This is a genomic window from Sphingobium sp. Ant17 (genome assembly GCF_000588875.1).
GTDB lineage: Bacteria > Pseudomonadota > Alphaproteobacteria > Sphingomonadales > Sphingomonadaceae > Sphingobium.
The window spans coordinates 95,073-121,442 of sequence record NZ_JEMV01000001.1; the positions used below are offsets into that span (position 1 = coordinate 95,073).

The 26,370-nt window shown below is 63.7% G+C and carries 20 protein-coding genes and 5 pseudogenes; 17 read left to right on the top strand and 8 right to left on the bottom strand.

Annotation, left to right across the window (positions count from 1 at the left end):
• Window positions 1-123: 123 nt before the first annotated feature.
• The 6 genes and pseudogenes from BF95_RS30210 (at window position 124) to BF95_RS00415 (ending at window position 8,178) form a co-directional block, all read left to right on the top strand.
• Window positions 124-546: an alkaline phosphatase D family protein gene (locus tag BF95_RS30210; protein WP_268747129.1), complete on the top strand. Its 423-nt coding sequence runs from the start codon at window positions 124-126 to the stop codon at window positions 544-546.
• 193 nt (window positions 547-739) lie between these two features.
• Window positions 740-1,249 carry an RNA polymerase sigma factor gene (locus BF95_RS00395; RefSeq protein ID WP_051519806.1) on the top strand — a complete coding sequence of 170 codons (510 nt, stop codon included), beginning with the start codon at window positions 740-742 and terminating at the stop codon, window positions 1,247-1,249.
• A complete protein-coding gene (locus BF95_RS25425) occupies window positions 1,249-2,205 on the top strand; it encodes a FecR family protein (protein ID WP_051519781.1) in 957 nt (318 codons plus the stop codon). The genes BF95_RS00395 and BF95_RS25425 overlap by 1 nt, the downstream gene beginning before the upstream one ends.
• 130 nt (window positions 2,206-2,335) lie before the next feature.
• Window positions 2,336-5,536, top strand: a complete 3,201-nt coding sequence (locus BF95_RS00405) for a TonB-dependent receptor (RefSeq protein WP_235209492.1) — start codon at window positions 2,336-2,338, stop codon at window positions 5,534-5,536.
• 11 nt (window positions 5,537-5,547) lie between these two features.
• Window positions 5,548-6,834, top strand: a complete 1,287-nt coding sequence (locus BF95_RS00410; protein ID WP_200866854.1) for a purple acid phosphatase family protein — start codon at window positions 5,548-5,550, stop codon at window positions 6,832-6,834.
• 118 nt (window positions 6,835-6,952) lie between these two features.
• Window positions 6,953-8,178, top strand: a pseudogene (locus BF95_RS00415) (NAD(P)/FAD-dependent oxidoreductase).
• 171 nt (window positions 8,179-8,349) lie between these two features.
• Here the strand turns inward: BF95_RS00415 and BF95_RS00420 are convergent.
• Window positions 8,350-8,958, bottom strand: coding sequence for a hypothetical protein (locus BF95_RS00420; protein ID WP_043148783.1), 609 nt, complete (start codon window positions 8,956-8,958; stop codon window positions 8,350-8,352).
• A gap of 168 nt (window positions 8,959-9,126) precedes the next feature.
• Here BF95_RS00420 and ispH point away from each other — a divergent pair, with 168 nt between their 5' ends.
• The 3 genes from ispH to rnhA are packed head-to-tail and all read left to right on the top strand — an operon-like array spanning window position 9,127 to window position 11,558.
• Window positions 9,127-10,086, top strand: a complete 960-nt coding sequence (gene ispH, locus BF95_RS00425; RefSeq protein ID WP_043148605.1) for a 4-hydroxy-3-methylbut-2-enyl diphosphate reductase — start codon at window positions 9,127-9,129, stop codon at window positions 10,084-10,086.
• A 3-nt stretch (window positions 10,087-10,089) separates the two neighbouring features.
• Window positions 10,090-11,067 (top strand): homoserine kinase, encoded by a 978-nt coding sequence (thrB, locus tag BF95_RS00430; protein WP_043148606.1) that lies wholly within the window; start codon window positions 10,090-10,092, stop codon window positions 11,065-11,067.
• Window positions 11,068-11,111: 44 nt separating this feature from the next.
• On the top strand, window positions 11,112-11,558 hold the full coding sequence (rnhA, locus tag BF95_RS00435) for a ribonuclease HI (protein ID WP_037476600.1): 447 nt from the start codon (window positions 11,112-11,114) through the stop codon (window positions 11,556-11,558).
• Window positions 11,559-11,571: 13 nt separating this feature from the next.
• On the opposite strand, the gene aguB is transcribed toward rnhA, so the two are convergent.
• Together aguB and BF95_RS00445 are read right to left on the bottom strand one after the other, a co-directional pair.
• On the bottom strand, window positions 11,572-12,420 hold the full coding sequence (gene aguB / locus BF95_RS00440; RefSeq protein ID WP_043148608.1) for an N-carbamoylputrescine amidase: 849 nt from the start codon (window positions 12,418-12,420) through the stop codon (window positions 11,572-11,574).
• Window positions 12,421-12,537: 117 nt separating this feature from the next.
• Window positions 12,538-13,521, bottom strand: a complete 984-nt coding sequence (locus BF95_RS00445) for an agmatine deiminase family protein (protein WP_043148610.1) — start codon at window positions 13,519-13,521, stop codon at window positions 12,538-12,540.
• Between the two features lie 100 nt (window positions 13,522-13,621).
• On the opposite strand from BF95_RS00445, the gene BF95_RS00450 reads away from it, so the two are divergent.
• Window positions 13,622-14,074: a DUF6265 family protein gene (locus BF95_RS00450; protein WP_043148612.1), complete on the top strand. Its 453-nt coding sequence runs from the start codon at window positions 13,622-13,624 to the stop codon at window positions 14,072-14,074.
• Between the two features lie 12 nt (window positions 14,075-14,086).
• Here the strand turns inward: BF95_RS00450 and BF95_RS00455 are convergent.
• A pseudogene (locus BF95_RS00455) lies at window positions 14,087-15,765 on the bottom strand (M28 family peptidase).
• Between the two features lie 151 nt (window positions 15,766-15,916).
• On the opposite strand from BF95_RS00455, the pseudogene BF95_RS00460 reads away from it, so the two are divergent.
• Window positions 15,917-17,874 (top strand): annotated as a pseudogene (locus tag BF95_RS00460) (alpha/beta hydrolase family protein).
• A 66-nt stretch (window positions 17,875-17,940) separates the two neighbouring features.
• Here the strand turns inward: BF95_RS00460 and rpsD are convergent.
• Window positions 17,941-18,555, bottom strand: coding sequence for a 30S ribosomal protein S4 (gene rpsD, locus BF95_RS00465; RefSeq protein ID WP_037476595.1), 615 nt, complete (start codon window positions 18,553-18,555; stop codon window positions 17,941-17,943).
• Window positions 18,556-18,745: 190 nt separating this feature from the next.
• On the opposite strand from rpsD, the gene BF95_RS00470 reads away from it, so the two are divergent.
• On the top strand, window positions 18,746-19,042 hold the full coding sequence (locus BF95_RS00470; RefSeq protein WP_043148613.1) for a chorismate mutase: 297 nt from the start codon (window positions 18,746-18,748) through the stop codon (window positions 19,040-19,042).
• Here BF95_RS00470 and BF95_RS00475 read toward each other — a convergent pair.
• Window positions 19,039-20,175, bottom strand: a complete 1,137-nt coding sequence (locus BF95_RS00475; protein WP_043148614.1) for a pyridoxal phosphate-dependent aminotransferase — start codon at window positions 20,173-20,175, stop codon at window positions 19,039-19,041. The two genes, BF95_RS00470 and BF95_RS00475, sit on opposite strands and share 4 nt — an antisense overlap.
• A 66-nt stretch (window positions 20,176-20,241) precedes the next feature.
• Between BF95_RS00475 and BF95_RS00480 the strand changes: the two genes are divergently transcribed.
• Window positions 20,242-20,505, top strand: coding sequence for a hypothetical protein (locus BF95_RS00480; protein WP_043148615.1), 264 nt, complete (start codon window positions 20,242-20,244; stop codon window positions 20,503-20,505).
• Here BF95_RS00480 and BF95_RS00485 read toward each other — a convergent pair.
• The gene (locus tag BF95_RS00485) at window positions 20,482-21,609 is read right to left on the bottom strand and encodes an NAD(P)/FAD-dependent oxidoreductase (RefSeq protein ID WP_043148616.1); all 1,128 of its coding nucleotides are present in this window, start codon (window positions 21,607-21,609) and stop codon (window positions 20,482-20,484) included. The two genes, BF95_RS00480 and BF95_RS00485, sit on opposite strands and share 24 nt — an antisense overlap.
• A pseudogene (locus tag BF95_RS00490) lies at window positions 21,606-22,582 on the bottom strand (alpha/beta fold hydrolase). The gene BF95_RS00485 and the pseudogene BF95_RS00490 overlap by 4 nt, the downstream one beginning before the upstream one ends.
• Before the next feature lie 42 nt (window positions 22,583-22,624).
• On the opposite strand from BF95_RS00490, the pseudogene BF95_RS00495 reads away from it, so the two are divergent.
• The 4 genes and pseudogenes from BF95_RS00495 (at window position 22,625) to BF95_RS00510 (ending at window position 26,370) form a co-directional block, all read left to right on the top strand.
• Window positions 22,625-23,102 (top strand): annotated as a pseudogene (locus BF95_RS00495) (A24 family peptidase).
• A 50-nt stretch (window positions 23,103-23,152) separates the two neighbouring features.
• Window positions 23,153-24,166, top strand: a complete 1,014-nt coding sequence (gene cpaB, locus BF95_RS00500) for a Flp pilus assembly protein CpaB (protein ID WP_043148618.1) — start codon at window positions 23,153-23,155, stop codon at window positions 24,164-24,166.
• A 10-nt stretch (window positions 24,167-24,176) separates the two neighbouring features.
• Window positions 24,177-25,694 carry a type II and III secretion system protein family protein gene (locus tag BF95_RS00505; protein ID WP_152542516.1) on the top strand — a complete coding sequence of 506 codons (1,518 nt, stop codon included), beginning with the start codon at window positions 24,177-24,179 and terminating at the stop codon, window positions 25,692-25,694.
• 16 nt (window positions 25,695-25,710) lie between these two features.
• On the top strand, window positions 25,711-26,370 hold the full coding sequence (locus tag BF95_RS00510; protein WP_043148620.1) for a CpaD family pilus assembly protein: 660 nt from the start codon (window positions 25,711-25,713) through the stop codon (window positions 26,368-26,370).

A 26,370-nucleotide genomic window follows, 5' to 3' on the forward strand; every position in this document is an offset into this window, starting at 1 on the left:
GCCTGACATGGCCAAATTATTCGGAGCGGATAAGGCCAAGGGGATGCTGGCGACGCTGGACCCGTCCCTGCGCCCGCGCGTCGAAGCGGCGCAGGCGGCTACCGCGCCGGCCTGCCCTTCAACCTGGACGCCTGGGATGGCTATCCCGCCGCGCGCGAGCGGCTATATGCGAGCTTCCGGCAATCGGGCGCTCGTCCGCTCGTCCTGTCGGGCGACAGCCATGCCTTCTGGGCCAATGACCTGGCCGACGATGCAGGCCGTCCCGTCGCCGTGGAGTTCGGCACAACGGGCATCACCAGCCCGTCGATCGGCGACGCCATGCCCGCCTTGCCGATCGGCGACCTGCTGGCCAAGGCGAATGACGAAGTCCTGCTGTGCGACCAGCGCGCCAAGGGCTATATCCTGCTGACGCTGACCCCGCAAAAGGCCCATGCCGCCTATATCGCCATGTCGACCATCTTCGCGCGCGATTATAGCGAGCGTCAGATCGCGGCATTCGCGCTGGCGGCCGATGCCAAGACGCCGAAATTGCAATCGGTCGACTGAGGCGGAGTGCGCGGCGCGACGGCGATGGAGCCGTCGCGCCGCGCCTGCGTTGCGGGGCTTCGGTAAGACGCCATCGACCGGGTGGCGCAGTGCCGCTGCATAATCATGAAAATGTCATGCAGCATGATTAGTCACGCCGCTTTCGCGGGCTGGGGGTTGTGTGCTTTCGTCGATCAGGAATTCGGACGCGCCGTTGGCGGACGTAAAGCGTGCGGATGAATGGGACGCAGTGCAGACCGCCGTACTGCGCTATGTCCGGGGCCGCAGCGGGCGGCCCGATATCGCCGACGACGTCGCGCAGGAAACCGTGGCCCGGCTGGTTGAACTGAGCGCCACGCAGCAGATCAGCAGCCTCTTCGCCCTCGCCTTCCGCATCGCGGACAATCTGATCATCGACATGCACCGCCGCGAACGGCGACTCTCCGACGAAGTCGATGCCGATTGGCAGAGTGACGCGCCCTCGCTCGACAGGATTCTCGATTCGCGCCGGGCGATCGCCATATTCCACCGTTGCCTTCGGCGCATGCCGCCCCTGCGGCGCGAAGTGCTGATCCGCCGACGGTTGAACCAGGAAAGCTGCCGTGCCATCGGCGAAGACCTGTCGCTCAGCGCCAAAGCCGTGGAAAAGCACATCACGCGTGGCATGATCGACTTGCGCAAGGCGCTGGAGCAGGCCGGTGTCGATCTGATGGGGCAGGACTGATGGGCAGCGAATGTCATGACATCGATGCACAGGCGGCACGCTGGATCGACCGCATGAGCCGCCCCGTTCAGGGTGCCGAGATGGCGGCCGAGTTCGACCGCTGGATCCTCAAGGATCCGCGCCATATCGACGCCTATGCGCGCCTGAGCGCCATCTGGCAGTCCGACGGTCTTGATCGCGCACTTGCGCAGGCGGGTGCAGCCCCGACGGCCTGCAACGATGATGACAGCCAGAGCCAGTCCCGCCACGGCTGGCGGCGGATGGCGGCCATGGGCGCGGTCGGCCTGTGTCTTGCCCTCGCCCTGCTCGTCGGCCCCCGGCTGGTCATCAAGGAAACCGATTTCGCGACGCCGCGCGGCGAAACGCGGCTGGTCGCCCTGGCGGACGGTTCGAAGGTCAGGATGAACGGCGCCACGCGGATCGCCGTGCGCATCACCCCCTGGTCGCGCCACGTCGCGCTGGAACAGGGGGAGGCGTTTTTCGATGTCGCGCATGAGCGGCTGCGCGGCTTTTCCGTCGATACCGGCGGCACCAGCGTCTCGGTCCTGGGAACGGCGTTCGACGTCGATCGGATCGATGACGATACCCAGGTCGTCCAGGTCTATCGCGGGCTGGTCAGCGTTGATGCAGGCCATGGCCGCCGGTGGCGCCTTCCGGCCGGCAACGGGCTGGAAGTGTCGGGCGACAGTGTGCGCAGCCTGCACGGGATCAAGGCCAAGCGCCCCGGCTGGACCGAGGGCTGGTACGAGGCGGAAGGCACCCCCGTCCGGCAACTCATCCAGAGCCTCAACCGCACGTCGCCCCGGCCCATCGCGCTGGCCGACCCTGCCCTTGGCGAATTGCTGGTGAGCGGACGGTTCCAGACCAACCGGCCTGCGGCGGTGCTCGACGCGGTCGCGGCCATCCATGACTTGCGCTGGAAAGAGGATGGCGACCGCTACATCCTCTCACGCTAATCCACCGCCTCTAAAGTTTCATCAATAAGTCATTGAAATGAAATAATAAATATTTGTCGGGTTTTGGAACCAAGCCGCGTCTTCCCCCAGAATGATTTCTGAACTGGGGGTTCTTTTACACATGTTTCGAATGACCAAGCCTGCCGCTTCGCTTTTGGCGATTGCCTGCGCGACACTTGTCGGCGGCGTCACCGCCGTGCCCGAGGCGCACGCCGTAAGCGCACGCACCTACGCCTTTGCCATTCCGGCGCAGGATCTTGCCCGCGCGCTGCAGGAATATTCGCGCGTGACCGGCATGCCGGTCGCCGCCTCGCCCGACGTGATGCGCGGTCGTCGCAGCCAGCCGGTATCGGGCACGATGTCGGCCGAACGCGCGCTGACGCAGCTGATCGGCGGCGCGAACGTCACCGCCCAGAACCGCAGCGGGACGATCATCGTCAAGCCGCTGCCGGTCAAGATTCGCCCCGTCGCCATGGCCGACCGCACGCCGCGTGGCCCCGTCCGAGCGGTTGCCCCGGCCAAGGCGATACCCGTGGGCGAAGTGGACGGCGAGATCATCGTCACCGGCTATATCGAAGCGGCGCAAAAGGCGCTCGACATCAAGCGCCAGAACGACACCGTGTCCGACACCATCATGGCCGACGATATGGGCAAGCTGCCCGCCAACAACGTGTCCGAAGCGCTCGCCCGCCTGCCCGGCGTCAATGCGGTGCGCAGCGCAACGACGGGCGAGGGCGATCGCATCACGGTGCGTGGCCTGTCGACCGAACTGAACAATTATTCGATCAACGGCGTGCGCCTGGGCGGCGCAGGATCGCGCGATGATAATTTCTACCGCGGCGTGCGCCTGTCGGTCCTGCCGCCAGACGGCATCAAGCAGATCACCGTGTACAAGACGCTCACCCCCGACCGCGACGGCGATGCGCTGGGCGGGTCGGTGGACATTTCGACGCCGACCGCCTTCGACCAGGATCCGACCTACTTCCGCCTGTCGGTTGAAGGCGGCATGCTGGACAAATATGATCATCGCAAGTCGAGCCAGATTTCGGGGGCCGTCTCGCGCCAGTTCAACGACAATTTCGGCATCTACGTTTCCGCGAACTGGAGCCGCCGCAAATCGCAGTTCGAACAAAATGGCGTCGATGGCGATAACCAGCCGGACACCTGGTATGATGATAGCGAGACGCTGGGCTGGGATCCCAATCGCTTCGTCATGCGCGGCATGGACCTGGGTTTTGGCGAAACCGACGTCAAGCGCTGGGGCGGTAACACCAGCATCGACTATCGCTCGGACAATCATGACCTCCACGTCCGTGGGCAATATGCCAAATATCAGAAGAAGGAATTTCTCAACCGCCTGAACTTCCGCAACGACACCGGCCGCAACTCCACCCGCCTATCGCAGGTGGATACGGACGACACGTCGCTTGGCCAGCCGGACGACAATGTCATTGGCTATGACAACAAGCTTGGGCGGATCTACGGCTATACCGCCGCCCAGATCGTCGACCGCGACCGTGACGGACGGATCACCGATGCCGACCGCTCGGCTCGATCCTTCTACAGCCTGAACGGCGGCTCCGGCACCTGGGATCCGCAGGGCTTCCGCCTGCGTCGATTCTGGGAAGCCACCAATGAAAGCGGCAACCTGGCCTCCGCCAATGTCGGCGGTATCTCCCGGCTGGGCACGGTGACGATCGACTATGATGTCTCCTATTCGCAGTCGGACGACAATCTGGACGATGGCTATACGATGGAGTTCCGCAGCGACAAATATGGCTGGCTCGGCAATAAGGGCGTGCTATTTTCCAGCTCGGGCGACGCGCGCTATCCCAAATGGCTGCTCAACGACGCAGGCATGAACGGCGTGCAGGATCCGTCGCAATATGCCTTCAGCAGCCTGGAAGGCGAAGTGGGCGGCAGCAGCGAAAAGCTGTGGCAGGCGCAAATGAACCTCCAGTGGAAACCGGACATCGACTGGCTGGACTCAGTGAAGGCTGGCGGCAAATTCTATGATTCCAAGCGCCGCACCTATTCCGGTTCGTTCCTGCAACTCGATGCCGATGGCACGCTTGCGGACTTTTCGAACTTCTACGGCACGAATGTGGATAGCCTGTTCGGGGGAACCTATAGCGGCCTCTACCGTCTTGGCACGACGATCGACAACGCCAAGATGCTGGCCGAACTGCAGCGCGCCGAAAGTGGTGAAAGCTCCATATTCGAAGGCTTCGCCGTCGATCCCTCCAATGCCGAAATATCGGACGAAGACAGCTTCCGCTTCAACGAACGGGTCATTTCGGGCTATGCGATGGCCACCGCGCGCTTTGGCCAGGCCACGGTGATCGGCGGCGTGCGCGTCGAAACCACACGCAACACCATCGATGCCTATAATCTCGACCAAGTACAGGGCGCACGCTACACGACCGACCGGTCCAGCTTCACCAACGTCCTCCCTTCGATCCACGTCAATTACGACTTCGACAACAGGACCAAGCTGCGCAGCGCCGTATGGACCAGCTTCGCCCGCCCCGACATCGCCCGCATGAGTTCGGCGCGCGAATATAGCTATGACACCGACCCCGATGGCGATGGCACGCAGAATGACACGTCGGACTGGGTATTGCTGGGCATCGAGCAGGGGAACCCGGACCTCAAGCCGCTGCGATCGGTCAATGTCGACATGTCGCTGGAACATTATGCGGGCAACACCGGTGCCTATTCGGTTGCGCTCTACTATAAGCGCATCACCAACTTCCTGTTCCGTTCTTCGTCCAGCAACATCCGCAACGGCACGCTGGGCGAGAATGTCGATCCCACCGGCGTCGCGATTTCCATGCCCAACAATGGCAAGTCGGCGGAAGTCTATGGTGTCGAGATTAGCGGCCAGCAATTGCTGCACTGGCTTCCGGGCATCTTTGGTTCCTTGGGCGTTGGCGGCAACGTAACGCTGCAACGCTCCACGGCGGTGACCGGCCTGTCGTGGCACCCGGAGGGTTACAGCCTGCCATTGATGGAAACGCCCGAAACGATCGCCAACCTGCAGCTGTTCTGGGCACGCAAGGGCTGGGAAATCTATGGCGCATGGAATTATCAGTCCAAATTCCTGGGCGGCATCAACGATTTCGGCAATAACCCCTATGAGCAAGCCTATAGCTTTGTCGACCTGACCGTCCGCAAGACGTTCATGAAGAAGTCGTCGATCCAGTTCCAGGTTCAGAACCTCTTCGACTCGCACACTTACTGGCAGACCGTATCGACCGGCCAGGGTGCCAGCCGCGCCTATATCAAGAACGGGCGCAGCATGACGCTCGGCCTCAACCTGATCTTCTGAGGGGACAGATGATGACCAGCAAGCTCCACGCCCTCACCCTGGCTCTGCTGCTCGGCACCGCCGCCTTCGCTTCGGCGAAGGCGGCGGAAACGCCGACGGCAACCGCCGTGCCGCTCGCGCCAGCGACGGTGCAGCCTGAACGCATCATCCTCAATCTCACCGCCGATCCGGCAACCGAGATGGCGATCAGCTGGCGCTCGGCACCGGGGCTGAGCGGCCAGGTGCAATATGCAAAGGCCACCGACAGTCCCGACTATGTCAAGGCGCCCATGACCCTGGCCGCCGTCACCGACGACGCGACGCTGGCCGTGCGGGAAGATCCGGCCTTCCGCGCGGCCTATCATGCGGCAGTGCTCAAAGACCTGGAGCCTGACACCGTCTATGCCTATCGCGTGGGCGACGGCACGCATTGGTCCGAATGGCTGCAATTCCACACGGCGGCCAAAACCGACGCCCCGTTCCGCTTCATCTATCTGGGCGACATGCAGAATAATGTCTTGTCGGAAGCCTCGCGCACGCTGCGCATGGCGTTCCGCAAGGCGGGCGACGCCGCCTTCGTGATCCACGCCGGCGACCTTATCAACAGGCATGACAGCGATGCCGAATGGGGCGAATGGTTCGCCTCAGGGGGCTTCCTCTATGCCCAGACCCCGCAAATGCCGACGCCCGGCAACCATGAATATGGCAAGGATGAAGCCGCCCGCGCTGGCTCCTCGATCAACGGGCAATGGCGTCGCCAGTTCACCCTGCCCGAAAACGGCCCGACCGACGTGCCCGCCAGCCGCGAAACCAACTGGTACACCGACTATCAGGGCCTGCGCCTGATTTCGATCGATTCCATGCAGGTGGATCGAGACCCGATAGCGCGCAAGGCCATCATTCAGTGGCTCGACGGGTTATTGGCGAATAATCCCAGCCGCTGGACCGTGCTGTTCCTGCATTTTCCGCTCTTCTCCAGCGAACCTGGCCGCGACAATCCCAAGGTGCGCGCCGCGCTCAAGCCGCTGGTCGACAAATATAAGGTCGATCTGGTGCTGCAGGGCCATGATCATGGCTATGCGCGCGGTGCCATCGGCCCTGACGGCCCTGCCGCCGACGATGCGGGGGCGACCTATGCCGTGTCCGTCGCTGGCCCTAAAATGTATGACGTCGGCTCGCTGCCCTGGGCCAAAAAGTCCGCCTCACGCACGCAGGCCTATCAGGTCATCGACGTCAGCCCGGCGACCCTGACCTATAATGCCTTCACCGCAACGGGCGAGCCGCTGGACAGGGTCGTCCTGCACAAGGCGGTGGATTGATCTTTCCCGCTGGCCTCGACACCCGCCCGTCGGTCCGCCATCATCGCACATCCCCCTTGCAACGCCTGCGACACCCCGCCTATCAGCGGCGCAAAGGGATAAAGAGGATTGCGGGCCGATGAGCTATTATGATGTTCTGATCGTGGGTGCGGGCCATGCCGGGGCGCAGGCGGCGATTTCGCTGCGCCAGCATGGGTTCGAAGGCAGCGTCGCGATGATCGGCGACGAAAAAGACCCGCCCTATGAACGCCCGCCTTTGTCCAAGGAATATTTCGCCGGCGACAAGAGTTTCGACCGCATCCTGATCCGCCCGGCCACCTTCTGGGGCGAGCGCAATATCGACATGCTGCTGGGCCGCCGGGTGAAGAGCGTCGATCCGATCGGCAAGTTCGTCACGGTCGGCGGCGAGGAAATCGGCTATGGCAAGCTGATCTGGTGTACCGGGGGCAGCCCCCGGATGCTGACCTGCAACGGTGCGGATGCGTCCAACGTCCATGCCGTGCGCCGCCGCGACGATGTCGATGCGATGATGGCAAAGCTCGACAGCATCCATCATGTCACGATCATCGGTGGCGGCTATATCGGCCTGGAAGCCGCCGCCGTCCTCACCAAATTCGGCAAGACGGTGGTGCTGCTCGAAGCGCTCGACCGGGTGCTGGCGCGGGTCGCGGGCGAACAATTGTCGCGCTTCTACGAAGCCGAGCATCGCGCCCATGGCGTCGATCTGCGCACGGGCGCGCGGATGGATTGCATCGAAGTGGTCGACGGCAAGGCGACTGCCGTCTTGATGGAAGATGGCGAGCGGATCGAGACCGACATGGTGATCGTCGGCATCGGCATCATCCCTGAAACCGGCCCGTTGATCGCGGCGGGCGCGGCGGGTGGCAATGGCGTCGATGTCGACGAATATTGCCGCACCAGCCTGCCCGACATCTATGCCGTGGGCGATTGCGCCGCCCATGCCAACCGCTTTGCCGGTGGCGCGCAGATGCGGCTGGAATCGGTGCAGAATGCCAATGATCAGCCAAGGTCGCGGTGGCGCACATCCTGGGCAAGGAAGAAGCCTATAATGCCGTGCCCTGGTTCTGGTCCAACCAATATGATCTCAAGCTCCAGACCGTGGGCCTCTCCACCGGCTTCGATCAGGCGATCACCCGCGGCGACCCGGCGACGCGCAGTTTCTCCGTCGTCTATCTGAAAGGCGGCAAGGTCATCGCGCTCGATTGCGTCAACATGGTCAAGGATTATGTCCAGGGCCGCGCGCATGTCCTGTCCGGCGCAGCGCTCGACCTGACGCAATTGGCCGATTCCAGCGTGCCGTTGAAGGAAGTCGGGCTGGCCTGAGCCTAAGGCTGCCCCATCAAAGCTGTTCCCCGGCGCAGGCCGGGGTCCAGTTCGRAGCKTGGGACTGGACCCCGGCCTTCGCCGGGGAACGCTTCTATCCCTGTCCTTCCTTTTTCAGGAAAGACCGCCTCTTCGACCTAGCTCAGGGCGAACGGCATACTGCGTTCGCTCTTAACGGGTCGCGTTATATCGCAACTGATCCTGGGTCAGGTTGAACCCCACCAGCAGTTCGAAACTGGTTCGCGCCAGTGCCGCCTTGACGTCCGGCTGGGCGAAGGGGTCGATCGCGGCATCGGCGTCGCCCGCCTTGCGCTTCTGGACAATCTTCGCCTGAATGTCGGCGGGCAGCGTGGCCGAGGATTTCTCGACATAGGATGCGGCCTTCGCCTGCGCGCTGGCGCGATAATCGCCGGGCGCGAAATTGAGCGTAACCTGGCCCACCCGCTTGGCGACCACGGCAGTGCCGCCACGCACAACGGCGGAATAATAGGGCAGTGTCACCTGCCGCGCGGCACTTGCGTCGCTGCGCCGGGCATTCACGGTGAAGGTCGCTTCGGTATAGAATTGCGCGCCGTCGGTGCAGGTCGATCGCAGGTCGGTGATGTTCGCCACCACATCGATCGCCGAGGCATCCGTGCTATTGGCCGGGTTGAACAGCGTGATGTCCCCGGTATAGGCCGGCACCGCCGCCACCGGGCAGGCCGAACGCACCGCAACGATGCCGCCGGACGCATCGATTTCCCCCCGGCGCGAACAGCCCGCCAGAGTAACAGCCAGCATTGCAGTCAGGGCGATACGAGACAGACAGACGTTCCTTGGCACAGGCAGATAATCCTTGGCATGGCCCATCGGCCGAAAGCATCGCGCTTCCTTATCCATCCGCCGCCGCCCACGCAACCGGAAGGAAGCGGCTTTCCTCGTGGCCTACATTCGCCTAAGCGCGAAGACATGACCGAGCCCACCGCCGCCCGCCCGCCAATGACCCTGCTGATCGCCGCCCCGCGCGGCTTTTGCGCCGGGGTCGACCGCGCCATCATCATCGTGGAAAAGGCGATCGAAGCCTATGGCGCGCCGGTCTATGTCCGCCATGAAATCGTCCACAACAAATATGTGGTGGACAGCCTGAAGGCGAAGGGCGCGATCTTTGTCGAGGAACTGGACCAGGTGCCCGATGGCGTACCGGTCGTCTTTTCCGCCCATGGCGTGCCCAAGGCGGTCCCGGCCAAGGCCGAGGAACGCGGCCTGTCCTATCTCGACGCCACATGCCCCCTGGTCAGCAAGGTGCATCGCCAGGCCGAACGGCAGGTGGAGCTGGGCCGCCACATCCTCTTCATCGGGCATAAGGGCCATCCCGAAGTTATCGGCACGTTCGGCCAGGTGCCCGACGGATCGATGACGCTCATCGAAGCGGTGGAGGACGCAGAAGCCTTCGCGCCGACCGATCCCGACAATCTGGCGTTCCTGACGCAAACGACGCTGTCGGTGGACGATACCGCCGCGATCGTCGCCGTCCTGCAGCGCCGCTTCCCCGACATCGCCGCGCCCAAGGGCGAGGATATCTGCTACGCCACCTCCAACCGCCAGACATCGGTCAAGGCGATCGCCCCCCGCTGCGATGCGCTTTATGTGATCGGCGCGCCCAATAGCTCCAACTCGCTGCGCCTGGTGGAGGTCGCCGAGCGTGAAGGCACCCGCGCCCGCCTGATCCAGCGCGCCGACGACATTGACTTCGCCTGGCTCGACGGGGTGACGACATTGGGCCTGACCGCAGGCGCGTCCGCGCCGGAAATATTGGTACGCGAAGTCGTGGATGGCCTCGCGGCGCGCTATACCGTGACCGAGGAAATCGTGGAAACCGCGCGCGAGAGCATCGCCTTCAAATTGCCGCGCGGGTTGGAGGCCGTCTGATCCATGGCCGTCTATACCCAGGTGCCCGCCGAAGAGATCGACGCCTTTCTCACCCGCTATGACGCCGGTCGCCTCGTCTCCGCCAAGGGGATCGCCGAAGGGGTGGAGAATAGCAATTATCTGCTCGAAACCACCGGCGCGGACGGGTCGGGCCATCGCTACATTCTGACCCTCTATGAAAAGCGGGTGGATGAGGCCGATCTGCCCTTCTTCATGGACCTGCTCGACCATCTGGGCGCGCGCGGCTGCCTTGTCCCCCGCTTCATCGCTGATCATAGCGGCCAGCGGTTGCAGCAACTGGCCGGACGCCCCGCCTGCCTGATCGAGTTTCTGACCGGCATTTCCGTGACCGAGCCAACCCCGGCGCAAGCCCGCGCCGCAGGCGCAGCGCTGGGCGAGTTGCACCGGGCGGCCGACGGCTTTGCAAGCGAGCGCCCCAACGCACTCGACAAGGCGGGCTGGCATGATCTGGCGCGCAAATGCGGCGCGGATTTCGACCAGATCGCTCCCGGCCTTGCCGCACGGGTCGCCGACGAACTGGCGTATCTGGACGCCCATTGGCGCGCCGATCTGCCACGCAGCGTCATTCATGCCGACCTGTTCCCCGACAATGTGCTGATGCTGGGCGACCGGGTGACTGGCCTCATCGACTTTTATTTCAGCTGCACCGATGTCCGCGCCTATGATCTGGCCATCACCCACAGCGCCTGGACGTTCAGCCATGACGGCGCGACCTTCTTTGGCGACCGGGCGAAGGCGTTGGGTGCGGGCTACACGCAGACGCACGGTCTGACCGATGCGGAACGAGCAGCCTTCCCGGTCCTGTGCCGGGGTGCGGCGCTGCGTTTCCTGCTGACCCGTGCCTATGACTGGATCAACACGCCCGCCGATGCGCTGGTGACGCGCAAGGATCCGTTGGCCTATCTGCGGCGGCTCGACTTCTACGCCAACGCCGACGCAGCCGACCTGCTCGGCGCATAACCCATGATCCGATCGCCTCTTTCGACGCGATCGGAGGAGACAGCATGACCGACCTGCCCACCGTAGAGATTTTCACCGATGGCGCGTGCAAGGGCAATCCCGGCCCCGGCGGCTGGGGCGCGGTGCTGCGCTTTGGCGCGAAGGAAAAGGAAATATCCGGCGGCGAGGCGCAGACCACCAATAACCGGATGGAGATGATGGCCGCTGTCGAAGCGCTCAATGCGCTGAGCAAACCGTGCCGCGTGACGCTCTATACCGACAGCAAATATGTGATGGACGGCATCACCAAATGGATTTTCGGCTGGCAGAAAAATGGCTGGAAAACCGCCGACCGCAAACCGGTGAAGAATGCCGAAGTCTGGCAGCTATTGGTGCAGGCTACCGCCCGGCATCAGGTGACCTGGCAATGGGTCAAGGGCCATGCCGGCCACCCGGAAAATGAGCGCGCCGACCAACTCGCCTGCGCCGCGGCGGAGAGCTTCCGCCGCTGACGCCTGCCTCGCGTCAGATGTCCTGCGCGATCCGCCCATATAGCTCCGGCCGCCGATCGCGGAAGAAGCCCATGCCTGCGCGATGGGTGCGCGCCTGCGCCAGATCCAGCGTCGCCACCAGCGCACCGAAATCCTTGGCATCGCCATCGGCGATCAGGTCGCCCCATTCGTCGCTGATGAAACTGTGGCCGTAAAAACGCTGGCCATCCTCCTCGCCGATCCGGTTGGCGGCAATCACCGGCATGCAATTGCTGACCGCATGGCCGATCATCGCCCGCCGCCACATGCGGCTGGTGTCGAGGTCCGCATCATAGGGTTCCGATCCGATGGCCGTGGGATAAAACAGCATCTCCGCGCCCATCAGCGCCATCACCCGCGCGCATTCGGGATACCATTGGTCCCAGCAGATGCCGACACCGATCGTGCCATATTTGGTCGGCCAAACCTTGAAGCCGGTATTGCCGGGGCGGAAATAATATTTTTCCTCATAGCCCGGCCCGTCAGGAATATGGCTCTTGCGATAGACACCCATAATCTCGCCCTGATCATCGATCATCGCGAGCGAGTTGTAATGATGCTGGCCGTCGCGCTCGAAATAGCTGGTCGGGATATAGACGCCCAGATCCTTGGCCAGTTTGCGCATTTCCTGCACCGCCGGATGGCTGTCGGTCGGCTGCGCCAGCGCGAACAGCGCCTCGTCCTCGACACGGCAGAAATACGGCCCCTCAAATAGTTCAGGCGGCAAGATGATCTTCGCGCCGCGCGCGGCGGCCTTGGTCACATGCTCGGCCACCTTGGCGATATTCTCGCCCATATCATCCGAAAAGCTGAGCTGGAGCGCTGCAACGGTTACTTTGGTCATATCGTCTGTTTCTCCGTTCGCCCTGAGCCTGTCGAAGGGCTCCACCGAGCGATAGCGAGGTGCCTTCGCTTGCGCTCAGGCGCGGGCTTCGACTTCGCTCAGCCCGAACGGTTGATGTTAAACACTTGGCATTTGCTGGCTGCAGCAATGAAAACTGCCGCCGCCTGACAATATGGCATCGCTGCGCAGCCCGACAATATCCCGCCCCGGAAAGAAAGGCGCGAGCGTATCGAGCGCCGCCTGATCCTTGGGCTGGCCATAGATGGGCACGATGACGGCTGCATTGCCGACATAGAAATTCATGTAGCTGGCCGGAATGGCCTCGCCATCGACGATCACCCGCCCCGGCGAAGGCATGTCCACCACGCGCACGCCATGGGCGCTCGCCCGCGCGCGCGCATCGGCATAGATTGCCGCGTTGGGATCATCCTCCGTCGTTGCGATCGGCAGCGCCAGCAGTCCTTCGCCCACGAAGCGCGCCAGATTGTCGACATGGCCGTCGGTATGGTCGTTCAGCAATCCATCACCCAGCCACAGCATGTCAGAGAGGCCCAGGCTCCCGGCCAGCAGCGTCTCGATCTTGCCCCGGTCGAGGTCCGGGTTGCGATTGGGATGGAGCAGACATTGTTCGGTCGTCACAAACAGGCCAGTGCCATCGGTATCGACCGCCCCGCCTTCGAACACCCACTGCTGCGTCGATGTAGGCAAGCCAGTCATCGCCGCCAGCCGTGCGCCGATATCCTCGTCGCCCGCCATCTGATATTTGCCGCCCCAGCCATTGAAGCCGAAATCGACCAAAGCCCGCGCATTGCCGTCCAGCACCGCGATCGGCGCGGTATCGCGCAGCCACACGTCGCCCAGCGCCTGCACAACGATCGACACGCCGGGCGCGACCAAGGCGCGCGCGGCGTCGGCATCACCGTCGTTCGCTGCGACCAGCCGCACCTCTTCGCCGCGTCCCTCAGCGTGAAGCGCGCTGGCGAAGGCGGCGATCTGCGCCCGCGCTTCGTCAAATGCGCCGGGCCATTCCTGCGGGTTGGTCGGAAAGCCGATCCAGGTCCAGTCGTGCGGTGCCCATTCGGCAGGCATACGGAAAGTCATGCAATGTCGTCCTTACTCGGCGGAAAGGCCGATCCGTGATAGCGGGCGTTATGCGCGCTCCATAGCGCGCCGGATCGGGTCTGGACAGAGGGCGGAAGCCATGAAGAGAAGAGTTTCGACGGTCATAGCGGCGCTGTTGCTGGCGCTGCCTGTCCACGGCAACGCGGGCGAATTGCCCGATTGGCTGACCGGGGAATGGGTGCAGAAACGCGACGATCGCTGGAGCGAGGAAGTGTGGACGCTGCCGCGCGGCGGCGTGATGATCGGCGTGGGGCGCACCGGGCGCGGGGAAAAGCTGCAATCCTGGGAAGTGATGCGCATCGTTCGCGCGGCGGACGGATCGCTCGCCTTTCACGGCGCGCCCGAAGGCGGACCGGCGACCATTTTCCCCGCGATAGCCGAAGGGGTGCGGGACATCAGCTTCGCCAATCCTACCCATGATTATCCGCAACGCATCCGCTACTGGCGGGAGGGTCGCCTGCTCATGGCCGAAACGGCGAATATGGATGGCAGCCGGGCGCAGAACTGGACCTATGCCCCGGCCGGGGAATAGGTCCGCCGCCCCCTACTTGCCTGCCCGATCCCTATCGCGGATGGCGCGAAATTCGTCGCCCTCCACCCAGTTGGGCCAGTCGGTCGTATTCGCCAGATCGCGGCCGACCGTATAATAGAGTTTCAGGTCAGCCAGCACCCCGGTCCAGTCCCAATTGGGATCATATTCATCCTTCGGCCCATGATAGCGGTTCTTGGTATAATCCTCCGCCGCAGCCATGCCCGCCGCCGTGCCGCCATTGACCAGATCTTCGCCGCCTTCGAAATAGAGCATCGGCAGGCCGTGCTTGGCGAAGCTGAAATGGTCGGAGCGATAATAATAGCCCTTCTCCGGCGTCGGCTCCACCGTCGCGACCCGGTCCTGCGCCGCCAAAGCGCGGTCTAGATAGGCATCGAGCTGCGACTTGCCCTTGCCGATCACCACCACATTTTTGGCGCGACCCGCGACCGACAGCGCGTCCATGTTCACGCCGCCAACGGTCTGGTTGAACGGGAAGACTGGATTGCTGCCATAATAGGCCGATCCCAGCAGTCCCGATTCCTCCGCCGTCACTGCCAGGAAAACCTGGCTGCGATCGGTCGGTCCCGCCTTCACATTGGCCTCCGCCAGCGCCACCAGCGCCGCCGTCCCGGTCGCATTATCGACCGCACCGTTACAGATATCGTCGCCATCGGGCGCGGCCTGGCACCGGCCCAGATGGTCCCAATGCGCGCTGTAGAGGACATAGTCGTCCGGCCGCGTCTTGCCGGGCAGCAGCGCAACAACATTCTTCGAACTATGTTTGCGCAGGTCATTGTCGAACGACACCGACGCTTTCATCCCGGCCAGCGGCACGGCCTTGAATCCGGCCCGCTTGGCGGCTGCCATCTGCACGGTCAGGTCCAGCCCGGCGCTGGCGAACAAGGCTGCCGCCTTGTCCTTCTGAATCCAGCCGATCGCCGAAGACTGTTTGGCATTGCCGTCCGCGCTGTCGGCGACATGCTGCGCGCCGGTCCAACTCGATTGCACGACGTTCCAGCCATAGGCAGCGGGCACCGTATCATGCACGATGATCGCGGCGGCCGCGCCCTGCCGCGCCGCTTCTTCATATTTATAGGTCCAGCGGCCATAATAGGTCATCGCCCGGCCGTTGAACGGCCCAGTCAGGCCCGTCGCTTCATAATCGGGATCATTGACCAGGATGATGACCGTCTTGCCCTTCACATCCACGTCGCATAGTCGTTCCATCCCTTTTCGGGCGCGTTGATACCATAGCCGACGAACACCACCGGGCTGTCCTTGACCGCGATCTTCGGCTGGGTCGTGCGATAAGTGCCGACCACCATTTCGGGGCCATAGCTGGCGCTGACCGCACTCTTGCCGCCCGTGAAAGTCAGCGGCGACACATTCTTGGCATTGATCTCGACCAGGGGTACGTCCTGGAACCAGCTACCCTTATTGCCCGGCTTCAGCCCCAGTTTGCTGAACTCCGATACCAGCAGCGCCAGCGTCTTCTCCTCGCCCGCCGAGCCGGGCGCGCGGCCTTCGTAGGCATCGGACGACATTTCCTGCACCAGCCGCTTCATCGTATCGATCGATGGCTCGGCGGCATTGGGCGCAGCAGCGACCGACGCGGGCGGCGCATCCATGCCATCGGTGGCACAGGCGGAAAGAGTTAGAACGGCGGTGAGGGCCGCAATGGAGCTACGCATGAAAGGCACCCTTTATTCTTGTGATAGCAGGGTGATGCCACTGTGCGGGACACAGGGCAAGCAAGGCCGTTGCCAAGTCTGCAGCGCTCGCATAGCCATTTGTTACTGGGGCAATGGGGGTTGAATGGACATGATCGGATATCGCAGAGCAATGATCATGGCGGTGCTGGCCACCGGAACCGCGCCGGTCGCGCTGGCGCAAACGCCACCTGATGCCCTCGCCAAGGCCTTCGGCGCGCGCGAAACCGTGATTTCCGCCAGCATTTCTCCCGATGGCCAGAAAATCGCACTGATTTCGGCGGGGCCAGGACGAACGAGCCGCGCTTATGTGCTGGAGGCCAAGGAAGGTGCGGAGTTGACGGTGGCGGCGACCACCACCGGCAAACCGGAATATCTCTCCCGCTGCGACTGGGTCGCGGCCGATCGCCTGGCTTGCCAGATTTATGGCGAAAGCCGTTACGCCGACGACGTCTATGGCTTCAGCAACATCTTCGCGATCGATGCTTCGGGTGGCAACGCCAAACTGCTGAGTCAGCGACGGGGCCCGAATGCGTTGAATGTCGATTTTCGCGGCGGTGACATTGTCGACTTGCTGCCCGGCGAAGACGGCGCGATATTGATGACCCGATCCTATGTCCCTGAAGCCAAGATCGGCAGCCTTGTAGAGAAGCGGCTGGAGGGGCTCGGCGTCGATCGCATCGATACCCGCAGTGGCAGCGGGAAGCGGGTTGAAACACCGACCAAATTGGCAGTCGATTATATTTCGGATGGCACCGGCACAGTTCGGATCATGGGACTCCAGGAGATCAAGGGAACCGGCTATTCGAAGGGAATCTATAAATTCCTCTATCGCCCTCAAGGCAAGTCCGACTGGGATCAGCTTTCCACCTATGACGTGCGCGACAATAGCGGCTTCTATCCCCTCGCCGTCGATCCGCAGCAGAATATCGCCTATGGCTTTGAAAAGACAAACGGGCGCGACGCGCTGGTCTCGATCGCGCTCGATCCTGGCCAGGAAAAGAAAGTCGTCTTCGCCCATCCGCAAGTCGATGTAACCGGATTGATCCGGGTCGGCCGCGACCGCCGCGTCGTGGGCGTAAGCTATGCGCTGGAGCATCGCGAAGCGGTCTATTTCGACAAAACAGCCGCCGCGCTCGTCACGTCGCTGGGCAAGGCGCTCCGCGGGAAAGCCGTTCACATCGGCGACATGAGCAGCGATGGACAACGGGTGCTGGTATGGGCCGGCAGCGACATCGATCCGGGCCAATATTATCTGTTCGACCGGACGGCGCGCAAATTGTCTCCCCTGATGCCGGATCGTCCTGAACTAGCGGGCCGCCAACTGGCCACGATGCAATCGACGAGCTTCAAGGCGAGTGATGGGGTGACGATCCCAGCCTATCTGACGCTGCCGCCCGGCAAGGAAAGCGCCAAGGGTCTGCCCGCGATCGTCCTGCCCCATGGCGGCCCGGAGTCGCGGGACGAATGGGGTTTCGACTGGCTGGTGCAATATTATGCCGCACGCGGCTTCGCCGTCATCCAGCCACAGTTTCGCGGGTCGACGGGTTTTGGCGAACAATGGCTGATGCAAAATGGCTATCGATCCTGGCGCAAGGCGATCGGCGACGTCGTGGACGCCGGACGCTGGCTAGTGACACAGGGCATTGCCGATCCGGCAAAGCTGACCATCGCGGGCTGGTCCTATGGCGGCTATGCGGCGCTGCAGGCGCAGGTCATCGACCCCGACCTTTTCAAGGCGGTGGTCGCCATCGCGCCCGTCACGGATTTCGGCGATCGGTTGCGCCGCGCGCAATATGACAGCAGTTACCTCGTTCAGCAGCAGCGCATGGGCACTGGCCCGGAGGCCGAAGACGCTTCGCCATCCAGCCATGCCGCACAATTTCGCGCCCCAGTCCTGATGTTTCACGGCACGAACGACGGCAATGTCGACATCAGCCAAGCAAAAATCATGCAAGGCAAACTTGAAGGCGCAGGCAAGCGCAGCCGCCTGGTCATCTATGATGGGCTAGCGCACAGCCTGAACGACAGCGACGCGCGTGCGACATGCTGCAGCAAAGCGCTGACTTCCTGCTCGCGGCGGGAAAGTAGCGCCCCACAGAAAAAGGGCGGCTCCTTGCGGAACCGCCCTTTTTCGTAAGTCTGTCGGAAAACCGATTAGCGCGAATAGAATTCGACGACCAGGTTCGGTTCCATCTTCACCGGATAGGGCACTTCGTCCAGCGTCGGTACGCGGACATAGCTGACCTTCGCGGCACCGTCGGGGGCGACATAGTCGGGGATGTCGCGCTCGGCCAGGGCCTGTGCTTCCATCACCAGCGCCATTTCCTGCGCCTTCTTGCCCAGCGTGATCTCATCGCCCGGCTTTACCAGACGCGACGCGATGTTGCACTTCACGCCGTTCACATAGATGTGGCCGTGCGAAACGATCTGGCGGGCCGAAAAGATGGTCGGCGCGAACTTAGCACGATAGACGACGGCGTCCAGACGGCGCTCCAGCAGACCGATGAGGTTCTGGCCGGTGTCGCCCTTCATGCGGCTCGCTTCGAAATAGTTCTTCTTGAACTGCTTCTCGGTGATGTCGCCATAATAGCCCTTGAGCTTCTGCTTGGCGCGCAGCTGGATGCCGTAATCGGACACCTTGCCCTTGCGGCGCTGGCCGTGCTGTCCGGGACCATATTCGCGCTTGTTAACAGGCGACTTGGGACGGCCCCAGATGTTCTCGCCCATGCGACGGTCGAGTTTATACTTGGCGCTTGTGCGCTTCGTCATAGATATTTCCTAACAACTGCTAACAACGATATTCCCGGTATCGCCTACGTCCGTGTTGCGTCGAAACACTCAGGGGCAGGGCCACCGCTTCACCGGGATGCGGGACCAATCGCGAAGGCGCGCCTATGGAGAGAAGGGTCGGGCATGTCAACCCTCGACAGGGCTGGACGCGCGGCTTAGTCCGGCGGTCATGAACCCTGACGACTATATCAGCATGGCGCAGGTGCGCGCGGGCGTCGATACGCTGGACCGCCAGCTCGTCACCCTGCTCGCCCAGCGCTTCGCGCATATGCGCGCCGCCGCCCGCATCAAGCCCGACCGCAGCGCCGTGCGCGATGAGGCCCGCAAGGCGCAGGTCATCGCCAATGCCTGCGCCGAGGCCGAACGGCTGGGCGCGCCCGCCGACATCGTGGCTGAATTATGGGAACAGCTTGTCGAAGCGTCGATCGCCTATGAGATGGCAGAGTTCGACCGGACGCGCGACTAAGCCCCGCCCTGCCCCGCGAACCAGGGGATCATCCGCGCAATCGCATCCTCGACCCGGTCGGTCGACACGGCAAAGCTGAAGCGGATGAAGCGGTGCCCGTCGACCGGATCGAAATCGATCCCAGGCGCGGTCGCGACCCCCGTCTCGCGGAGCAGCCGCTGGCAAAAGCCCAGACTGTCCTGCGTCAGATGCCCGACATCGGCATAGATATAGAAAGCGCCATCGGGCGGCGCGATGCTGGCCAATCCCAGCGCAGGCAGCGCATCGAGCAGCAATTGCCGGTTGCGGCGATAGGTTTCGACATGCGCCTCCAACTCTTGGGCGCAATCGAATGCCGACAGCCCCGCCTGCTGCGCCAGCACCGGCGGCGTCAGGAACAAATTGCCCATCCGCGCCCGCGCCGCGTCGATCAGGGCGGGCGGGACCACGATCCACCCCAGCCGCCACCCTGCCATGCTGAAATATTTGGAAAAACTGTTCACGATCACGGCGTCGGACGCATATTCCAGCATCGAATGCGCCGGCTCGCCAAAGCTCAGCCCATGATAAATCTCGTCCGACACGATGCGGATGCCGCGATCGGCACAGACCTGCGCGATCCGCGCGAGTTCGTCGGCGGGAATGATGGTGCCGGTGGGATTGGCCGGACTGGCCAGGATCAGTCCCTCAGGCGCGGGATAGATCGCCGCCAGCGCCTTGGCGCTGATCTGATAGCGTTCGGCCGGACCGCATCCGACCTCCACCGGCTCCAGATAGAGCGCCTTCAACGTATTGCGATAGGCGACATAACCCGGCCGCGCCGTCGCCACCCGCGCGCCGGGCGCAAACAGGCTGGTCAGCGCCAGCACCAGCCCCGGCGACGCGCCACAGGTCAGCAGCACCTGCTCAGCCTCGACTGCCACGCCATGCCGGTCAGCATATAGCTGCGCGATACGGTCCTTGAGCGCTGGGCTTTCCCAATAGCCCATCGGATCGGTGTCGAGCACATGATGGGCCTTCGCAATGGCGGCGGCGGGCGCGCCGGTCGATGGCTGGCCAAATTCCATATGCAGGATGGAGCGGCCCTGCGCTTCGAGGGCATGGGCTTCGCGGCTGATGGCGATGGCGTGGAACGGGTCGATGCTGGCAATCATGCGCGCCTGACTAGGGTGCTGCCTGCCTCACCGCAACCATGCCGCTGGCCCGGCGTTCAGAGATTCATGTCCGACACGATACTCACCGCTTTGCAATATTATGGTGCGGGTGCCGCCACGCTGGCGGCGCTGGTCGTATCCTTGAACCTTGGCCGGCGGATCACCGGCTGGGCGTTCATCCTGTTCGTCACCAGTTCGATCGCGCTGATCGCCTGGGGTTTTCTGGCGGAGGATAGCGAAGGGATTGGCTGGCAGAATGTCGCCCTGCTCGTCATCAACGCCGTCGGCGTGTGGCGCTATCTTATCTCAAAGCATGAGCCGGGCGATTGAAGATCGAAACCGGGCCGGATCATAGGTGACAGCATCGATCGCCGCGAGATGGTCTGGTGGTGCAACGCCCCGGATCAGGCTGGCCGCCAGCAGCGCCGCAGCAGGCGCGGTCTGAATGCCGAAACCGCCCTGCCCGGCGAACCAGAAAAAGCCCGGCACTTCCGCATCGAAGCCATAGACCGGTGCGCGATCCGGTGCGAAGCTGCGCAGCCCGGCCCAGCGATGCTCGATCCCCGCCACCGGCCAGTCCACAACCGCTTCGAACCGCGCCACCGCCTGCGCCACCGCGATTTCCTCCGGCGCGGCATCGCAGGGCGGCGAGGGCACTTCGTCATGCGGGGTCAGCCACACCCGGTCGCGCCCCTCCGGCTTGAAATAAAAGCCGCCACCCAGGTCCATCACCAACGGCAGGTCGGGTGAAGGCAGGGACGGCACCCGCAATTGCACCACCGTCCGCCGCAGCGGCCTGATCCCGACCGGCGCGACGCCACAGGCCCGCGCGACATCATCCGCCCAGGCACCCGCCGCATTGACGATCAATCCGCAGGATAGCGGGCCGTCCGGCGTTTCGATCCGCCAGCCATGCCCCTCGCGCCGTGCGCTCGTCAGCCGCGCGCCCAGTTGCATCGTCCCGCCACGCCGACGCAACTGCCGCAACCAGGCCTGATGCAGCCCCGCGACATCGATATCGCGGCAGCTCGCCTCCATCACGCCCAGCGTCCAGTCGGGCCGCAATCCGGGCACATAGTCGGCCGGATCGACCGGCTGCAGATCCACCTTGCCCGCAAAATCCGCGATCAACGCGTCGCGCGCATCCACGTCCGCAGCCCGCCCGACATGCAATGTCCCGCGCGGCGACAGGAAGCTACCGTCATGAAAGTCCGGGTCAGGCGCGGCCAGCATCGGCCCCGACGCCGTGGTCAGCGGCTGGACCGCCGGGCCGCCATAGGTTTCTTCCCAGAAAGCCACCGATCGCCCCGTCGCATGATAGCCCGCCTGCTGTTCCATCTCCAGAACCAGCACGCGGCCATGCGCCGCCAGTTCCGCGCCCAGGCTGGCACCCGCCATACCGCCGCCGACAATGACGATGTCGGGCAGGCTCAACGCGCCGCCTCGTCGAGAAACGCATCGATCCGCGCCAGCGCGTCCAGACGCACGGCATCCAGCTCGCGCAAAATCTCATGCGCGGCTTCGCGTCCATAGACGTGCAGGCGCGCGCCTGGAATCCGGGTGGCCGCCGCGCGAATGGCGGGCGTGGACACCAATTGGTCGGCGCACGTCGCCAACATGAGCAACGGCACCGTGATCCGCGCCAGCCTGTCCTCCTCGCTCAGCGTCCGCGTCGATTCGAGCGCCTGTGCGACCCAGTTCCAACTTGGCGGCCCCAAGGCAATCTCGCGACTATGGTCGCGCCACCATAATTCGTCGGCATAGCGTTCGGGATCATGCGTCAGTCGCTTCTGACGCATGCGCCGTTGCCGCTCCGACTCCTCCTTCTGCGTCCAGGCCCGCAGCCGTCCCTTGCCGCGCCGGATCATTCCCTGTGCGATGATCACCGCCAGCCAGCGCGGCAGCGGCGCGCTGTGCAGGCCCAGCATCGGCGCGATCGCGACAGCCGCATCGGGCGGCGTCATTCCCTCGGCCAGCGCCCGCAGCAACATATGCCCGCCCATACTATGCGCAACCATCACGCGCGGCCCGCTGGCCCGCGCGCGCCAATCGTCGGCCAAGGCGCGCAGGTCGCGATATAGTCGCCAAAATCATCGATATGGCCACAAAGCGGATCGTCCGTCAGCCGACCCGATCCGCCCTGCCCGCGCCAATCGAAGCTGGTGACGGCCCAACCGCGCGCCGCCCAATGGGCGATCACCTCCAGATATTTCTCGATCATGTCGCCGCGCCCGCCCATCACGAGCATATGCCCGCGCGCGCCGCTGCCCAGTTGATAACGGCGAATCGCCCAGCCGTCGGGCGCGGTCCAATAGTCCAGCCGCCCGCCCATCGGCCAGGCGCGCCGGTCAAGTACCAGGGTGTCGAAGGCGGGGGCAGAAGAAAGGGGCGAATCCATGAACCGCATGGTTACGGTTTGGTAAGCCATCGGGTCTAGGGAATAGTGCCAATGTTAGGGGAATATTTCCGGCTGGCGCTGATCGTCGCCTTGAGCGCGCTGTTGATTGCGGCGGCGATCACCGACTTGCGCGCGCGGATCATCTCCAACCGGCTGAATATCGCCATTGCCGCGCTGGCGCCGCTTTGGTGGATCGCCTGCGGCCTGGACCTATGGCCTGGCGTCGCGGTTCAACTGCTGGTCTGCGGCGTGGTCTTCCTTCTCTTTGCCGCCCTGTTCTCTATGGGCATGATGGGCGGCGGCGACGTCAAGCTGCTCGCCGCGCTGGCGCTTTGGTTCCCGTGGCAGGCGGTCATTTCGCTGCTGGTGCTGATGGCGTTGCTGGGCGGCCTGGTGACGCTCGTGACGGTAATCCACCATCGCATGACCCGGCGGCTGGGCCAGCCCGAGATACCCTATGGCGTAGCGATCTCACTGGCCGCTCTGTGGCTGCTACCGTGGCCAACAATATATTAACCAATTTGCATGATGAGTGGGCACTGGGGCCAGTGTAGCCGCTTAAGGGAGGCGAATTTCGTCATGGATGCCAAGAAGATCGTGCTGCTGGTGGGGGCGCTTATCATAGCAGTCACCACGGCCTTGCTTGCACGCAACATGTTGAGTTCGTCCAGCACGCCACAGGCCACCGCCTCGGCGATGCCGACCGAAGCGGATCAACCCCATGTGCTGGTCGCCACCAAGGCGTTGCCGGTCGGCACCATCCTCGACGCGGAAAGCTTCCGCTTCCAGCCCTGGCCCAAAGATTTGATCGAGCAGGCCTATTATCTCAAGGGGCAGGCCGACCCCGTGAAGCTGGCGGGCAGCGTCGTGCGCACCGCCATCTCCGCCGGTCAGCCCTTGACCCAGGGCGGCCTTGTCAAGCCGGGCGACCGTGGTTTCCTGGCCGCCGCGCTTGGCGCTGGGATGCGCGCCGTCACCGTGCCCGTGTCGGCGCAAAGCTCGGTCGCAGGCTTCGTCTTCCCTGGCGATCGCATCGACCTCGTCCTGACCCAGAGCGTCACGGGCGGCGGCGATGGCGAACCGCTCCGCGTATCGGAAACCATCCTGCGCAACATCCGCGTGCTCGCCACCGACCAGCGCATGGATGCGATGGGCGAAGACGGCAAGCCCGTGGTCCAGACCTATTCGAACGTCACCATCGAAGTGACGCCAAAGATCGCGGAAAAGATCGCCGTGGCGCAGACGGTCGGCTCGCTGTCGCTATCGCTGCGCTCGCTCGCTGACAGTTCCTCGGACCTCGATGCCGCGATCGCCGGCACGGATGTCGAGCTACCCGATGGCACCAGCCCGAGCGCTGAAAAGGCGCTGCTGGCCAAGCTGGCCTCGCGTCCGGTCGATCGGGGTGCCACCTATTCCACAGGTGCCGACGTCTCGCGCTACCAGCGCAGCTCCGTTCCCGCCAAGGCCGAAGCGCCGATATCGCCAATGGCGGCTGCGAACGGCGCGCCGATGGGCACTGTCCCGTTCAAAGGCCCGGTCGTCCGCGTGGCCCGCGGCACCAATGTGACCGAAGTTCCGGTCGGGGGGAAGTAAGATGAAGACCATGCACAGCTTCGCACGGCGCATCGCGGTCAAGCCGCTGGCCGCCCCGGCCATCGCCATCGGCCTTGCCATCGCGGCAACCGCCGTCCCCGGCACGGCCGTCAACGCGGCGCCTTCCAGCAAACAGGATAATGCCATCCTGATGTCGGTCGGCGGCAGCCGGGTCGTCAATCTGGGTGCCAAAATGTCCGACGTCGTGATCGGCGACCCCGGCGTGGTCGATGTCCATATCCGCTCGCAGAACCAGCTTTATCTGATCGCCAAGAAGCCGGGCGAAACCACAGTTTTTGCAACCGCGACCAACGGCAAGGTGCTGTTTTCCGGCACGGTGCGCGTCGGCAACAACCTCACCAGTATCGACGACATGCTTCGCCTCGCGATGCCGGGCGCGATCATCGCGGTCAACAAGATGAACGGCATGGTCCTTTTGACCGGCACGATCCAGGCACCCGAGGATGCCGCCGAAGCCGAACGGCTGACGCAGGCCTTCGTCGGCAAGGATGTGACCGTGGTCAGCCGCCTGCGCATGGCGACGCCGTTGCAGGTCATGCTTCAGGTCAGGATTTCCGAAGTTTCCAAGGATGTCGGCCACAAGATCGGGACAAACTTTGCCACCGTCGATAGCAGTGTAGGGCCAGGCAACAGCGTCAGCGGCATGAGTGGTGGGGGCACCCGCGCTTTTGCTGAATATAACCGCGATGAAGGTTTCTGGAACTTCAATTACCCAACGGACGGTGGATACAGCCTCGGCGGCGTCGCTCGCATCCTGGGTATGGATATTGCCGGTGCGCTGGACCTTGCTGAATCGAGCGGCCTCGCCAGCACGCTGGCGCAGCCCAACCTGACCGCGCTGTCGGGTGAAACCGCCAGTTTCCTGGCCGGCGGCGAATATCCCTATACGATCAATAATGGCCAGCAGGGCAACAGCATCGAATTCAAACAATATGGGGTGCAACTGGCGTTCACTCCGACCGTGCTGGCCGACGGCCGTATTTCGTTGCGGGTTCGCCCGACCGTATCGACGCTCGACTTCACGCTGAACGCCGATGTCCCCGCGCTCAAGAGCCGCACTGCGGAGACAACGGTGGAACTCGGGTCGGGCCAGGCTTTCATGATCGCTGGCCTGCTCAACAATGAAACCAGCAACGGCATCAACAAGGTGCCCGGCATCGGCAACATCCCGATCCTGGGCAGCCTGTTCAAGTCGCGCCAGTTCCAGCGGAGCGAGACCGAACTGGTCATCGTCGTCACCCCCTATCTGGTGAAGCCGATGAACGCATCGGACGTGCGCCTGCCGACCGATGGCTTCCGCAACGCCGATGTCGGCCAGGGTCTGCTGCTGCAACAGAGCCATGACAGCATCAGCGGCGCCCGCGCGCCCATGCCGACCCGCGCACCCGGTGGCAACATTCCGACCCCCGGCCCGCAGGCCATGGCAACGCCGGCCCCGGTCGTGGCCAATGCCGATAGCCGCAAGGCCGGGAAATCCGGCGTAGCCGCTCCCGGTTTCAGCTTCTGACGGAAGGACCAAAGACATGACTTCCCCTCTCCCGCCCCGTCTGTCGCTCAAGACCCTTGGCGCGCTGGCTCTGCTTGCGCTCCCGCTCACCGCCTGTGTGACCGACAGCCAGAACCGCAGCGTGGATTCGGTGCATCAGCCGGTCGTCAGCTATGCGGCCTATACCTATGACGTGCAGGCTGGCGTGGGCGACACGCTGACGCCAGCCGAATCGCGGCGTCTGGACGACTGGTTCACCTCCATCGCCCTCAGCTATGGCGACCAGGTCGCAATCGTGTCGGACGGCTATTATGGCCCCGCACTGCACGACGGCATCGCCGATATCGCCGCGCGCCGTGGACTGCTGGTCGGTAGCGACAGTTCGGCCGCCGCAGGCGTCGCGCCGCAGGGCATGATCCGCCTCGTCGTGCGTCGCGCGACGGCCAGCGTACCGGGCTGTCCCGACTGGTCGGCCAAGCAGGAAAGCGAAATGAACCTGGGCGCGTCCAGCAATTACGGCTGCGGCGTGAACAGCAATCTCGCCGCGATGGTCGCCAATCCCGAAGATCTGGTCCGGGGCCAGGGCACCGACAGCAATTTGCGCACCGCGACGTCCAACCGGGCCATCACGACCTACCGCGAAAAGCCGCCAACCGGCGCGGGTGAACTCAAGCAAATGACGCCGGGAGGCGAATAA

Excerpts from the sequence above, each read along its gene's own strand:
- BF95_RS25425 (WP_051519781.1), top strand. The coding sequence starts at position 1,249 with ATGGGCAGCGAATGTCATGACATCGATGCACAGGCGGCACGCTGGATC.
- BF95_RS00405 (WP_235209492.1), top strand. The coding sequence starts at position 2,336 with ATGACCAAGCCTGCCGCTTCGCTTTTGGCGATTGCCTGCGCGACACTT.
- BF95_RS00410 (WP_200866854.1), top strand. The coding sequence starts at position 5,548 with ATGACCAGCAAGCTCCACGCCCTCACCCTGGCTCTGCTGCTCGGCACC.
- BF95_RS00420 (WP_043148783.1), bottom strand. The coding sequence starts at position 8,958 with ATGCTGGCTGTTACTCTGGCGGGCTGTTCGCGCCGGGGGGAAATCGAT.
- ispH (WP_043148605.1), top strand. The coding sequence starts at position 9,127 with ATGACCGAGCCCACCGCCGCCCGCCCGCCAATGACCCTGCTGATCGCC.
- thrB (WP_043148606.1), top strand. The coding sequence starts at position 10,090 with ATGGCCGTCTATACCCAGGTGCCCGCCGAAGAGATCGACGCCTTTCTC.
- rnhA (WP_037476600.1), top strand. The coding sequence starts at position 11,112 with ATGACCGACCTGCCCACCGTAGAGATTTTCACCGATGGCGCGTGCAAG.
- aguB (WP_043148608.1), bottom strand. The coding sequence starts at position 12,420 with ATGACCAAAGTAACCGTTGCAGCGCTCCAGCTCAGCTTTTCGGATGAT.
- BF95_RS00445 (WP_043148610.1), bottom strand. The coding sequence starts at position 13,521 with ATGACTTTCCGTATGCCTGCCGAATGGGCACCGCACGACTGGACCTGG.
- BF95_RS00450 (WP_043148612.1), top strand. The coding sequence starts at position 13,622 with ATGAAGAGAAGAGTTTCGACGGTCATAGCGGCGCTGTTGCTGGCGCTG.
- rpsD (WP_037476595.1), bottom strand. The coding sequence starts at position 18,555 with ATGACGAAGCGCACAAGCGCCAAGTATAAACTCGACCGTCGCATGGGC.
- BF95_RS00470 (WP_043148613.1), top strand. The coding sequence starts at position 18,746 with ATGAACCCTGACGACTATATCAGCATGGCGCAGGTGCGCGCGGGCGTC.
- BF95_RS00475 (WP_043148614.1), bottom strand. The coding sequence starts at position 20,175 with ATGATTGCCAGCATCGACCCGTTCCACGCCATCGCCATCAGCCGCGAA.
- BF95_RS00480 (WP_043148615.1), top strand. The coding sequence starts at position 20,242 with ATGTCCGACACGATACTCACCGCTTTGCAATATTATGGTGCGGGTGCC.
- cpaB (WP_043148618.1), top strand. The coding sequence starts at position 23,153 with ATGGATGCCAAGAAGATCGTGCTGCTGGTGGGGGCGCTTATCATAGCA.
- BF95_RS00505 (WP_152542516.1), top strand. The coding sequence starts at position 24,177 with ATGCACAGCTTCGCACGGCGCATCGCGGTCAAGCCGCTGGCCGCCCCG.
- BF95_RS00510 (WP_043148620.1), top strand. The coding sequence starts at position 25,711 with ATGACTTCCCCTCTCCCGCCCCGTCTGTCGCTCAAGACCCTTGGCGCG.